Origin of the sequence: Pseudomonas oryziphila (genome assembly GCF_003940825.1) — a bacterium.
Classification (GTDB): domain Bacteria; phylum Pseudomonadota; class Gammaproteobacteria; order Pseudomonadales; family Pseudomonadaceae; genus Aquipseudomonas; species Aquipseudomonas sichuanensis.
This window is the reverse complement of the sequence record NZ_CP034338.1, coordinates 4480351-4492706: the sequence shown is the minus strand read 5'-3', so window position 1 is coordinate 4492706 and position 12356 is coordinate 4480351. Positions and strand designations below refer to the sequence as shown.

Annotated in this window: 11 protein-coding genes; 6 read left to right on the top strand and 5 right to left on the bottom strand. The window is 64.7% G+C overall.

Annotated features, from left to right (window positions below):
• Nucleotide 1: 1 nt before the first annotated feature.
• The 3 genes from EJA05_RS20975 to EJA05_RS20965 all read right to left on the bottom strand — a co-directional run bounded on the left by EJA05_RS20975 (nt 2) and on the right by EJA05_RS20965 (nt 3664).
• Nucleotides 2–949 (bottom strand): dihydrodipicolinate synthase family protein, encoded by a 948-nt coding sequence (locus EJA05_RS20975; protein WP_125859631.1) that lies wholly within the window; start codon nt 947–949, stop codon nt 2–4.
• Nucleotides 950–990: 41 nt separating this feature from the next.
• The gene (locus EJA05_RS20970; RefSeq protein ID WP_125465119.1) at nt 991–1917 is read right to left on the bottom strand and encodes a 4-hydroxyproline epimerase; all 927 of its coding nucleotides are present in this window, start codon (nt 1915–1917) and stop codon (nt 991–993) included.
• Nucleotides 1918–2047: 130 nt separating this feature from the next.
• A complete protein-coding gene (locus tag EJA05_RS20965) occupies nt 2048–3664 on the bottom strand; it encodes an APC family permease (protein ID WP_125859629.1) in 1617 nt (538 codons plus the stop codon).
• Between the two features lie 336 nt (nt 3665–4000).
• Between EJA05_RS20965 and EJA05_RS20960 the strand changes: the two genes are divergently transcribed.
• A complete protein-coding gene (locus EJA05_RS20960; protein WP_125465117.1) occupies nt 4001–4780 on the top strand; it encodes an AraC family transcriptional regulator in 780 nt (259 codons plus the stop codon).
• On the opposite strand, the gene EJA05_RS20955 is transcribed toward EJA05_RS20960, so the two are convergent.
• Nucleotides 4768–5655 carry a LysR family transcriptional regulator gene (locus EJA05_RS20955; protein ID WP_125859627.1) on the bottom strand — a complete coding sequence of 296 codons (888 nt, stop codon included), beginning with the start codon at nt 5653–5655 and terminating at the stop codon, nt 4768–4770. The genes EJA05_RS20960 and EJA05_RS20955 overlap by 13 nt on opposite strands.
• A 182-nt stretch (nt 5656–5837) precedes the next feature.
• Here EJA05_RS20955 and moaB point away from each other — a divergent pair, with 182 nt between their 5' ends.
• Entirely contained in the window at nt 5838–6377 is a 540-nt protein-coding gene (gene moaB / locus EJA05_RS20950) for a molybdenum cofactor biosynthesis protein B (RefSeq protein WP_125859625.1), read from the top strand.
• 170 nt (nt 6378–6547) lie between these two features.
• On the opposite strand, the gene EJA05_RS20945 is transcribed toward moaB, so the two are convergent.
• Nucleotides 6548–8095, bottom strand: a complete 1548-nt coding sequence (locus EJA05_RS20945) for a glycoside hydrolase family 17 protein (protein WP_125859623.1) — start codon at nt 8093–8095, stop codon at nt 6548–6550.
• Nucleotides 8096–8395: 300 nt separating this feature from the next.
• Between EJA05_RS20945 and EJA05_RS20940 the strand changes: the two genes are divergently transcribed.
• The 4 genes from EJA05_RS20940 to EJA05_RS20925 all read left to right on the top strand — a co-directional run bounded on the left by EJA05_RS20940 (nt 8396) and on the right by EJA05_RS20925 (nt 12327).
• On the top strand, nt 8396–9256 hold the full coding sequence (locus EJA05_RS20940; RefSeq protein ID WP_125859621.1) for a glycine betaine ABC transporter substrate-binding protein: 861 nt from the start codon (nt 8396–8398) through the stop codon (nt 9254–9256).
• Between the two features lie 244 nt (nt 9257–9500).
• Nucleotides 9501–9812 carry a DUF485 domain-containing protein gene (locus tag EJA05_RS20935; RefSeq protein ID WP_110996339.1) on the top strand — a complete coding sequence of 104 codons (312 nt, stop codon included), beginning with the start codon at nt 9501–9503 and terminating at the stop codon, nt 9810–9812.
• Nucleotides 9809–11473: a cation acetate symporter gene (locus EJA05_RS20930; protein WP_110996338.1), complete on the top strand. Its 1665-nt coding sequence runs from the start codon at nt 9809–9811 to the stop codon at nt 11471–11473. The genes EJA05_RS20935 and EJA05_RS20930 overlap by 4 nt, the downstream gene beginning before the upstream one ends.
• A gap of 227 nt (nt 11474–11700) precedes the next feature.
• Nucleotides 11701–12327, top strand: coding sequence for a response regulator transcription factor (locus tag EJA05_RS20925; RefSeq protein WP_125465111.1), 627 nt, complete (start codon nt 11701–11703; stop codon nt 12325–12327).
• Nucleotides 12328–12356 lie beyond the last annotated feature (29 nt).

The window sequence follows — 12356 nt, the reverse complement described above, 5'->3', positions numbered from 1 at the left end:
TTCAGGCCAGGTTCTGTTCGGCCGACCAGTTGGCGTACCAGGTGCGGAACAGTGTGTACTGCTGCTCGGCGTAGTGGCGCTGGGCGTCGGTGAGGGCGTCGGTCTCGTTGAAGTGCAGGCTGTACTCGGTATCGCCGTTGAGCACCATCAGGTGCTTGTAGTACAGCACCAGGTCGCAGCCTTCATCGAACGACGACAGCACCGCCAGCGCGGCTTCCAGCTCCCGCGCCAGGCGCCGGGCCTTGGCGTCGCCCTTGGCCGCCTGCTTGCTCAGGCTCACCAGTTGCAGCACCTGGCGTGGCAGGGCGTTGCCGATGCCGGTGATGGCGCCGGTGGCGTTGCAGTTGACGAAGCCGTGCACCACTTGCGTGTCGACGCCGACCATCAGGGTCACGTCGTCATCCTGGGAGGTGATGTGTTCGGCGGCGTAGCGCAGGTCGGCGGCGCCGCCGAACTCCTTGAAGCCGATCAGGTTGGGGTACTCGCGGCGCAGTTCGAAGAACAGGTCGGCGCGGGTGGCAAAGCCGTAGTAGGGGCTGTTGTAGATCACCGCCGGCAGCTTGGGCGCGGCCGCCAGGATCGCCGAGAAGTGATGCTTCTGGGCAATCAGCGACGCGCCACGGGACAGCACGCGGGGGATGACCATCAGCCCGGCAGCGCCGACCTTGGCCGCGTGGGCGGCATGGGCTACCGCCTCGCGGGTGTTCACCGCGCCGGTGCCGACGATGGTCGGGATGCCAGCGGCCACCAGGCGCGCCACGCCTTCCTGGCGCTCGGCCTCGGTCAGCAGCGGCCAGTCGCCCATCGAGCCGCAGTACACCACGGCGCTCATGCCGGCCTCGATCAGTTCGCGGCCCTTGCGCACCAGGGCATCGAAGTCGGGGGTGCGCTGCGCGGTGCACGGGGTCATCAGGGCGGGCATGCAACCGGTGAAGATGTTGTCAGTCATTGTTGTCACTCCTTGCAGTGTTCGTTGGGAAGAAAGCGGGGTCAGATGCCCCAGGCAAACGGGTCTTGTTCGTCGATCAGCAGGGTGCTGTCGGCGGTCATGTGGGCGCGGCCGGTGATGAACGGGCGGATACGCTCGCCTTCACGTTCGAAGCGGCCCTGGAACTGGCTGCCGGTGATGCTCGCCTGCACCCAGGCCTGGCCCTCGGCGAGCTTGCCGTCGGCGGCCAGGCACGCCAGCTTGGCGCTGGTACCGGTGCCGCAGGGCGAGCGGTCATAGGCCTTGCCCGGGCACATCACGAAGTTGCGGCTGTCGGCGTGGGCGTCGTCGGCGAACAGCTCGATATGGTCGATCGGCGCGCCGTGCTCGCCGGTGATGCCCTGGGTTTCCAGGGCCTTGAGCATTTTCCAGGTGTAGTCGGTCAGGGCCTCGACGTTGTCCAGTTCGATGCGCTGGCCATGTTCGCTGACCAGGAAGAACCAGTTGCCGCCCCAGGCGATGTCGCCGCGCACCGGGCCAAAGCCCGGCACCTCGACCGCCACCTGCTGGCGGTAGCGCCAGGACGGCACGTTGCCGACGGTGACCGCGCCGTCCTCATGCAGGGTGGCGCTGACCTGGCCCACCGGGGTGTCGATCTTGTGCACGCCCGGTTCGATCAGCCCCAGGTGCTGCAAGGAGGCGACCAGGCCGATGGTGCCGTGGCCGCACATGTTCAGGTAGCCGGCGTTGTTGAAGAAGATCACCCCGCAGGTGGCGTCGCTGGAAACCGGCGGGCAGTACAGCGCCCCCACCAGCACATCGTTGCCGCGTGGCTCCAGCAGGCAGGCGCGGCGCCAGTGGTCGTGCAGCTCGCGCAGTTCGTCGCGCTGTTCGGCCATGCTGCGGCCGGTCAATTGCGGGAAGCCTTGCATGACCAGGCGGGTCGGTTCGCCGCCGGTGTGGGAGTCGATGACGTGGATCTGTTTCATGGGCTTGTCCGTCTTCCGATAAGCGAAGTGTTGTGCAGTTGCTGCGGGCCTCATCGCCGGCAAGCCGGCTCCCACAGGGACCGCGTTGAAACTGTGGGAGCCGGCTTGCCGGCGATAGGGCCAGTAGCCTTCACGGAGCCAGTGCAGCCGGACGGTGACCAACCAGGGGCTCATGGTTGGCTTCGCTCTCGTCCTCACCTTCCAGTCGCACCAGATGCGCCGGCACGCCGGTCGCCGCGCCCCAGTAATAGATACCCAGCGCCGCAGCAGCCACGACCGCCGTGTCGAACGGATGCCCGATCACCCCCAGCCCGCCGAAGCTGCCCAGCCAGGACAGCAGGATGGTCACGGCGTAAAAGCCGATCAGCCAGGCCGACGAGCGCACTTGCTGGCCAATGGAAAGATGTTCGGTGGGCACGAAGCGGCGGCACAGCAGGTACAGCACGAACATCACGATCTGCAGGGCCAGCAGCCACGACACGGTGTTCCAGCCCGACCAGTAGACGATCAGCGCAGCGATGATGAACGACAGCGGGCCGAGCACTCCCATGCCCTTGACCCGGAACGGGCGCGGCATGTCCGGGGCCGTGCGGCGCAGGGCGGCGACGGTCACCGGCGCCACCGCGTAGCTCAGCACCAGGGCGGCCGAGACCACGTTGATCAGCGCCTCCCAGGACGGGAACGGCAGGGTCCAGAACACCGACAGGGCGAAGGTCAGCCACAGTGCCGGGCGCGGGATACCGGACTGCTCGTCGATGCGGGTGAAGTACTTGAAGAAGGTGCCGGTCTGCGCCCAGCCATAGATCACCCGCGGGGTGGCGTTCATGTAGATGTTGCCGCAGCCGCTGGGCGAGACCACCGCATCGGCCACCACCAGGTAGGCCAGCCAGCCGACGCCCAGGGCCAGGGCGATGTCACGGTAGGGCAGGGCCAGTTCCTTGGTCACCCCGGCCCAGCCATTGGCCAGCATTTCGGTCGGCACGCTGCCGAGGAAGGCCAGTTGCAGCAGGGCGTAGATCGCGGTGGACAGCAGGACCGAGAGGATCAGCGCGATGGGGATGGTGCGCTGCGGGTTCTTCACCTCGCTGGCCACCGAGATGATCGGGGTAAGGCCCAGGTAGGCGAAGATGATGCCGCCGGCCGACACGGCCATTTCCACGCCGGACATGCCGAACGGGGCAAAGCCCTGCACCTCGAAGTTTTCCGGTTTGAAGAAGGTGAACAGCACGCCGATCACCAGCAACGGCACGATGAACTTGAACACGCTGACCAGATTGTTGGCCTTGGCGAAGGTCTTCACGCTGCGGTAGTTGAGCGCGAAGAACAGCCCGAGCAGGGCGAACTGCACCAGCCAGCCGAGCACGGTCGGGTCGCTGGAACCGGCCTTGGTCAGGCTGGGGAACCAGGCCGCGGCGTATTGGCGCGAGGCGACCACTTCGATGGCGATCAGGCTGGAGAAGGCAATCAAGGTAATGAAGCCCATCAGGTAGCCCAGCAACGGGCCGTGGGAATACACCGGGTAGCGCACCACGCCACCGGCGCGCGGCAGCGCAGCGCCGAGCTCGCAGTAGACGATGCCCAGCAGCAGTACGGCGAAACCGCCGAGGAACCAGGAGAGGATCCCGGCCGGGCCGGCGATGGCCGACACGTGGCTGGCGGCGAACAGCCAGCCGGAGCCGAAGATGGCGCCGAGGCCGATGAAGGTGAGGTCCAGCAATGACAGCTGTTTCTTGAATTTGCCTGACATGGGGTCGCCTTTTTGTAGGTTTTGGATAGGCAGGTCTGATGTCACGATGCGGCTTTGCGGGCCGCGTTCTTGTAGGTCATGGGGCGGCTTGCGTGGGGCATAGAGTGGACCGATCGGGGCGGGGGTTCTTGATGGTTTTCGGCAAGGGGGATGACGAAATCGGCACAGTTCTCGAAAGCGCTGGTGAAGGGCGATGTGGCTGGATAGGCTGCAGGCCTTGCCGTAACAGCTGTGCCGGCTGTGCGTGTGCAATCGCGGGGCAAGCCCGCTCCCACGAGCAATGCGTGGGAGCGGGCTTGCCCCGCGAGAGGCCGACAATCAAGAGCGAAGATACTGATGCCCCAGCAACCTCTCGCCACCCTGTACCAGCAGCTCGACCAGCACCGCCCCGAGTCCCTGGAGGCGCTGCTCACCGGGGTGGTCTGGCTGCTGCCGATGCTCGACGTCATCGCCAACGCGGCGATCTTCATCAAGGACGAGCAGGCGCGTTACGTGCTGGCCAACCGCACCCTGGTGCAGCGCTGCGGCCTGAAACAGTTGCAACCCCTGCTGGGCAAGACCAGCGCCGAAGTGTTCCCGGCCCGGCTCGGGCCCGGCTATACCGAACAGGACCGCCGTGTGCTGGAGCAAGGGTTGGTGCTGGAGGACCAGCTGGAACTGCACCTGTACGGCAGTCGCGAACCGGGCTGGTGCCTGACCCACAAGCGCCCGCTCTACGATCCCGCTGGCAGGATCATCGGCCTGGTGGGTATTTCCGTGGATCTGCAATCCGCCGCCGACACCCACCCCGCTTATCAGCGCCTGGCTGCGGTGGACGCGCATATCCGCGCGCATTTTCACCAGCCGATCAGCATGGGCGAGCTGACCCGTATCGCCGGGATTTCAGTGGCGCAGCTGGAGCGCTACTGCAAACGGGTGTTCCACCTGACGCCACGGCAGATGATCCACAAAGCCCGCCTGGAACACGCCCATCAGTTACTGCATTCGGACCTGCCGATCACCGAGGTCGCCCTGCGCTGCGGCTACACCGACCACAGCGCGTTCAGCCGCCAGTTCCGGCAGCTGACCGGGTTTACTCCGAGGCAGTATCGCCAGGCGACGGCTCAGGAGGGTTGAAACAGCACCTTGGCTTCAGCGAAACACTGTTCGGCAATGGCTGAACGCGGCTCGCTGCGGCGCAGCAGCAGGCCCACCGGGCTGTGGATGCTGGCGTCGGCCACGGGGATGATCCGCAGGTGCGTGCTCAGCTCTTCCAGGCCGCAATCCAGCGGCATGATCGCGCAGCACACGCCAACGTTGATGGCCTGGATCAGCTGGAAGGTCGAGTCGCTTTCCAGCACGGAGTTGGGTTCAAGGCCACGGCTGCGCAAACTCAGGTCAAGTGACTGGCGGTAGTGCATGCCCTTGCTCAGCAGGCCAAGTGGAATCTCGCCGAGTTCGTCCCAACGCAGGGTGTCGGCGTCGAACTGAAAGTGCCGGGTGTCGTGCAGCAGGCCCATGGTGGTGGTGCTCAGCTCGATCACTTCGAAGAAGCTGGCATTGACCTGGTCGAGGTAGCAGATGCCTAAGTCCAGCTGGTTGCGCGACAGGCCGTCGATGATCTGCTCGGAGCTCAGCGACGACAGCTGGAAGCTCAGCTCGGGATATTTCTCCCGCAGCGGCAGCAGCAGTTGCATGGGGTTGAAGCTGGCCAGCGGCACGGTGCCCAGGCGCAGGCTGCCGACCACCTGGCCACGGCAGCTGGCGGCCTCGGCCTGCAGGCCGTCGTGGGCGGCCAGCAGGGTGCGGGCCCAGGCCAGGATGCGCTCGCCGGCCTCGGTGAAACCCTCGAAGCGCTGGCCGCGCTTGACCAGCACCAGGTCCAGCTCGTCCTCCAGGTTGCGCAGGCGCATCGACAGGGTCGGCTGGGTGATATGGCACAGCGCTGCGGCCTGGCCGAAGTGACGGGTCTGGTCGAGGGCGATGAGGAACTTGAGCTGCTTGATGTCCATGGTGCGGCCTGGCGAGCGGGGTGGCGGGTTCGGCGACCTTAACCAACTCCGCGTGGGCTGGCCAATCTTTAATGGTGACCGCTTGATAGAGGCCCTTGATCGGTTGGTTCGCCCTATCGATTGGACGCGGTCCGAGGCTTGCCTCTAACGTGGCCGCAAGGCCAATCACGGAGCAGAACTTGATGAGTGTCAAACCGGATGCGGTGTTCGTGCCACTGAACATCGCCGTACTGACTGTCAGCGATACCCGCAGTTACGCCAACGACACCTCCGGCGAGCTGCTGGCCAGCCGCGCGGTGGAGGTCGGCCATCGGCTGATCGCACGGGAACTGCTCAAGGACGACCTGTACAAGATCCGCGCCCAGGTCGCCACCTGGATTGCCGATGAGCAGGTGCAGGTGGTGCTGATCACCGGCGGCACGGGCTTTACCGGCCGCGACAGTACACCCGAAGCGGTCGAGTGCCTGCTGGACAAGCGCATCGATGGTTTTGGCGAGTTGTTCCGCGCGCTGTCGATCCTCGACATCGGCACTTCGACCGTGCAGAGCCGGGCGCTGGCCGGGCTGGCCAACCGCACTCTGGTGTGCTGCCTGCCGGGCTCGACCGGGGCGTGCCGGACGGCGTGGGAGGGTATTCTGGCCGAGCAGTTGGATGCTCGGCACCGGCCGTGCAACTTTGTTGCGCATTTGAAGCCGATCGGGCAGTGCGAAAGCCGCGGTTGATGAGTAAGGCTGTTTACTTGAGATTGCTGGGGCCGCTTTGCGCCCCTTCGCGGGTAAACCCGCTCCCACAGGACAGGTACTGCCCTTGAAACTTGCGCGGGCCCTGTGGGAGCGGGTTTACCCGCGAAGGGTCGCGCAGCGACCCCAATTGGCTTGACTGACAGGCATCTTCAGGCCTTGCGCAATCGCAAACTGCGCCACAACGCCCCGACCATCAACACGCTGACCAGCGCCCAACCCAACGCTTGCCGGTTTGCCAACCCCTCCTGGTACAACTGCGGCGCCACGCCCGCACCAACGATGAACGCCAGCAACGCCACCTCGGCCCGAGACGCGCGCACCGGGCGCAGCAGGTAGACCACCGCCGGCAGCAGCAGTGCCGCACTGGGGAAGCTGCGATAGCGCGGGTCGAACACCATCGCCAGCATGCTCACCGCCGCCGCGAACCCCGCAGCCAGCAACCACTTGCCAGCATGCCCTTCAAGCCAGGCGAACAACCGCTGCCGCCAGCCGTCACGGCGGGCCAGGGCCAAGGCCGCCTGGGCCAGCACCAGCAGGTTGAGCCCCGCCAGCAACACGGCCCACAGCCACTCACCGGCAAACCGTGCATTGGTGCGCATCAGCTCGCCCCACAGCCCCAGGCTACCGGCGCCCAACGCCGCCAGTAGCGGCAATAGCAAGGCGGCGCGGGCATTCGCCGGGCGCCCGGCCAGGGCCAGGGTCGCCAGCAGCAACAGCAGCGAGGCCAGCAGCCACTGTGGCCACAGCGCCAGGTTGCTTACCGGCCCTTCGAGCACGCCCTTGTCCTGGCGGTCGGCGTCGTACAGCCCCCAGTAGCCGCCCACCGCGCCTTCGCTGGCGCGCTTCCACGGTTGGTCGAAGGCTTCGATCAGGTTGTAGTGCCAGCCATTGGCCTCGGCCAGGGCGACGAAACCACGGATGAAACGCGCTTCGTTGACCCGGCTCGGCACCGCCGTCTCGCGCTGGCGGCCCTCGCTTGGCCAGCCGGTTTCGCCGATCAGGATGTCCTTGGGCGCAAAGCGGTTGCCGAACACCTGGCGCACCTCGGCGACATGCGTCAGGGCCGCATCGATGCCACGCGGGTCATCCTCCCAGTACGGCAGCAGGTGGATGGTGAGGAAGTCCACGGCAGGGGCAATCTGCGGGTGCTGCAGCCAGAACTCCCAGACATCGGCGTAGGTCACCGGCACCTTGACCTGGCTTTTCACCTTGTTGATCAACTCGGCCAGGCGCTCGCCGGTGACTTCCTTGCGCAGCAGCGCCTCGTTGCCGACGATTACTGCGCTGACCACGTCGGGGTTGGCGTTGGCGGCGGCGATCAGCAGGTCGATTTCCTTGTCGGTGTCCAGCGGGTTGGCGTTGACCCAGGCCCCCAGCATCACCTTCAGGCCGTGCTTGCGGGCCAGTGCCGGGATGGCTTCAAGGCCGGTCATCGAGTAAGTGCGGATGCACTGGAAACGCTCGGCCAGCAAGGCCAGGTCGGCGTCCATGCGCGCCGGGCGCAGGCGAAACGGCTGGTCGAACGGCGACTGGTCCTTGTCGAATGGCGTGTAGGAGGCGCACTGCAACTTGTGTGTGGGGCTGGCGGCGTCTGGCAGCTGCACCGGCTTGCCGAGGCCGTACCAGAGGGCGCCCAGGCCGAGGACGGCGAGCAGGCAGGCGAGCAGGTAGGTCGTGCGGAACATCGGGCGGTCCATCGTCGGGTTCGTGAGCAGGGGCCGCTGCGCGGCCCATCGCCGGCAAGCCGGCTCCCACAGAAAATCGCATGAACCCTGTGGGAGCCGGCTTGCCGGCGATGGGCCCGGTGCGGGCGAACCTGTGATATTAGCCCGGCGCCAAGCGTTTGGCATGCAAGGATCGCGCAGTTCGGCGCGGGCTGCTGGCGCTAATGGCACAGTGCTGTCGCTGATCGTTCGCTAAAGGTCGCTGACAGAGCAGGTCGCCTGTTGTGTCAGGTTGATGATGCAATCTCCAAGACCTGACGAGGGGATGCTTTGATGGCGACTTTTACAAGAATGCGACGTTTCCTGGGCGTGGGCACTGCTGTGGTACTGGCCATGAGCACTGCGCAAGCCATGGCCAAGGAAGTCAGCATCGGTTACGTGGATGGTTGGTCCGATAGCGTGGCGACCACCAACGTGGCCGCCGAAGTGATCAGGCAGAAGCTCGGCTACGACGTGAAACTGCAGGCCGTGGCCACCGGCATCATGTGGCAGGGCGTGGCCACCGGCAAACTCGACGCCATGCTGTCGGCCTGGCTGCCGGTCACCCACGGCGAGTACTGGGCCAAGAACAAGGACAACGTGGTCGACTACGGCCCCAACTTCAAGGACGCCAAGATCGGCCTGATCGTCCCCGAGTACGTCAAGGCCAACAGCATCGAAGACCTCAAGACCGACCAGAGCTTCAAGCAGAAGATCGTCGGCATCGACGCAGGCTCCGGGGTCATGCTCAAGACCGAACAGGCCATCAAGGACTACGACCTGACCGGCTACAAACTGACCGCCAGCTCCGGCGCGGCAATGACCGCCGAGCTTGGGCGCTCCTATGCCAAGCAGCAATCCATCGCCGTCACCGGCTGGGTGCCGCACTGGATGTTCGCCAAGTGGAAGCTCAAGTTCCTTGAAGATCCGAAAGGCGTGTATGGCGCCGCGGAAACGGTCAACAGCATCGGCAGCAAGGAATTGGCCACCAAGGCCCCGGAAGTGGCCGAGTTCCTGAAGAAGTTCCAATGGCAGTCCAAGGATGAGATCGGTGAAGTGATGCTGGCGATCCAGGAAGGCGCCAAGCCGGAAGCGGCGGCCAAGGACTGGGTGGCCAAGCATCCGGAGCGGGTCAAGGAGTGGACCGGTAAGTAACCTGACATCAAGGGCCAATTAGGCCAAGGCCCCTTCGCGGGTAAACCCGCTCCCACAGGATCACCACGCACCCAAACATCGTGGCGACCTGTGGGAGCGGGTTTACCCGCGAATATGTCGTCACTTTGTTACGCAATCTGTAAAACACCCTTGCATCTAAGACTAAGGTCGTCTGGTTGGCGTCCAGCGGCAGCATAAAGTGGAGTCGGGTTCTCCCTACATCTGTGCTGCTAGGACAAAAACAATGAACGACAGCATTTACCAATCGATACAGAACAGTCCGCGCTTCAAGGAACTGGTCACCAAGCGCGAGCGTTTCGCCTGGATCCTCTCGGCAGTCATGCTCGGCCTCTACTGCGCCTTCATCCTCCTCATCGCCTACGGCCCGCACCTGCTTGGTGCCAAGCTCAGCCCCGGCTCGTCGATCACCTGGGGCATCCCCCTGGGCGTCGGCCTGATCGTTTCGGCGTTCGTGCTCACCGCCATCTACGTACGCCGCGCCAACGGCGAGTTCGACGAGTTGAACAAGGCAATCCTCGAGGAGGCCAAGCAATGATCCGTCATGCCAAAGCCCTGGCCGTCCTGGCCTGCGGCGCTTTCGCACCCGCCGTGTGGGCAGCTGATGCCCTGACTGGCGAGGTGCAGAAGCAACCGCTGAACGTTGCCGCGATCGCCATGTTCGTGGCCTTCGTCGCCTTTACCCTGGGCATCACCTACTGGGCCTCCAAGCGCAACAACTCTGCCGCCGACTACTATGCCGCCGGCGGCAAGATCACTGGCTTCCAGAACGGCCTGGCGATTGCCGGCGACTACATGTCGGCAGCCTCGTTCCTGGGTATTTCCGCCCTGGTGTTCACTTCGGGCTACGACGGCCTGATCTACTCCATCGGCTTTTTGGTCGGCTGGCCGATCATCCTGTTCCTGATCGCCGAACGCCTGCGCAACCTGGGCAAGTACACCTTCGCCGACGTTGCCTCCTACCGCCTCGGGCAGAAGGAAATCCGCACCCTGTCGGCCTCCGGCTCGCTGGTGGTGGTGGCGTTCTACCTGATCGCGCAGATGGTCGGTGCCGGCAAGCTGATCGAGCTGCTGTTCGGCCTTGACTACCATGTTGCGGTGATCCTGGTCGGCGTGCTGATGTGCCTGTACGTGCTGTTTGGCGGCATGCTCGCCACCACCTGGGTACAGATCATCAAGGCCGTGCTGCTGCTGTCCGGTGCCAGCTTCATGGCGCTGATGGTGATGAAGCACGTGGGCTTCGACTTCAACACCCTGTTCTCCGAGGCGATCAAGGTGCACGCCAAGGGCGAGGCGATCATGAGCCCGGGCGGCCTGGTCAAGGACCCGATCTCGGCGTTCTCGCTGGGCCTGGCGCTGATGTTCGGTACCGCCGGCCTGCCGCACATCCTGATGCGCTTCTTCACCGTCAGTGACGCCAAGGAAGCCCGCAAGAGCGTGCTCTACGCCACCGGCTTCATCGGTTACTTCTACATCCTGACCTTCATCATCGGCTTCGGCGCAATCCTGCTGGTCAGCACCAACCCGGACTTCAAGGACGCCGCCGGCGCCCTGCTGGGTGGCAACAACATGGCGGCGGTGCACCTGGCCGATGCCGTGGGTGGCAGCATCTTCCTCGGCTTCATCTCGGCCGTGGCCTTCGCCACCATCCTGGCGGTGGTTGCCGGCCTGACCCTGGCCGGTGCCTCGGCGGTGTCCCATGACCTGTACGCCAGCGTCTGGCGCAAGGGCAAGGCCAACGACAAGGACGAGATCCGCGTATCGAAGATCACCACCATCGCCCTGGGCGTGCTGGCGATCGGCCTGGGGATTCTGTTCGAGAAGCAGAACATCGCCTTCATGGTCGGCCTGGCGTTCTCCATTGCCGCCAGCTGCAACTTCCCGGTGCTGCTGCTCTCGATGTACTGGAAGAAGCTGACCACCCGCGGCGCCATGATCGGCGGCTGGCTGGGGCTGATCAGCGCGGTGGGCCTGATGATCCTCGGCCCGACCATCTGGGTACAGATCCTCGGCCACGAGAAAGCCATCTACCCCTACGAGTACCCGGCGCTGTTCTCGATGCTGATCGCCTTTGTCGGTATCTGGTTCTTCTCGGTCACCGACAAGTCCAAGGCTGCCGAAGACGAACGCGCGCTGTTCTACCCGCAGTTCGTCCGCTCGCAGACCGGCCTGGGGGCCAGTGGTGCGGTTTCGCACTGATCCAACCCTGGTGTGAAAAACGCCCCGCTTGCGGGGCGTTTTTTTTGTGCGGTGATAAGCAGGGAAGGTCGACTCGATCTTGGGAAAATTCTTGTTTTATTTAGGACGTATCGTGCATTCGGGGGCCTGGGGCAGGGTGAACAATGTGCCCCAAGGCCCGCAATGGCCGCCTCGCGCGTCTACTCGTACTGCGAGCCAAGAAACCGCTCAACGAAGAGGACAACGCCATGCAAAAAGCCCTCGTGGTGGACGATCACCCTTTTATCCGCGCCAGTGTGTGCCTGCAGTTGCGTCAGGAGCGCCTGGACATCATCGGCCAGGCCGACAACGGCGTCGATGCCGTGCAGCTGGCCCGCGAGCACACCCCTGACCTGGTCATCCTCGACATCATCATGCCTGGCCTGGATGGGCTGCAGGTCATGGCGCGGTTGCGGGCGCTGCCACAGCCACCGAAGATCCTGGTGCTCACCTCGCAGTTGGCCGAGTGCTTCTCGTTGCGCTGCATGAAGGCCGGGGCTGCCGGCTTCGTGTCGAAGTCCGATGACCTCTGCGAACTGAGCAAGGCGGTGCTGGCCCTGCGCTCGGGCTACAGCTATTTCCCCGAGGTGTCGCTGAGCTCGGTAAACCGCCAGGATATCCATGCCAGCGAAGCGCAGCGCCTTTCCGGCCTCAGCGACCGGGAAGTGATCATTCTCCAGCACCTGTCGCGGGGCCTGAGCAACAAGGCCATCGGCGAAACCATGCTGCTCAGCAACAAGACCATCAGCACCTACAAGTCCAGGCTGCTGGACAAGCTACGGGTCGGTTCGGTGATAGAACTGGCCGACGTTGCCCGTCGCAACCTGCTGATCTAGTGGTCATCGCGTGGGGCTGATACACAGGG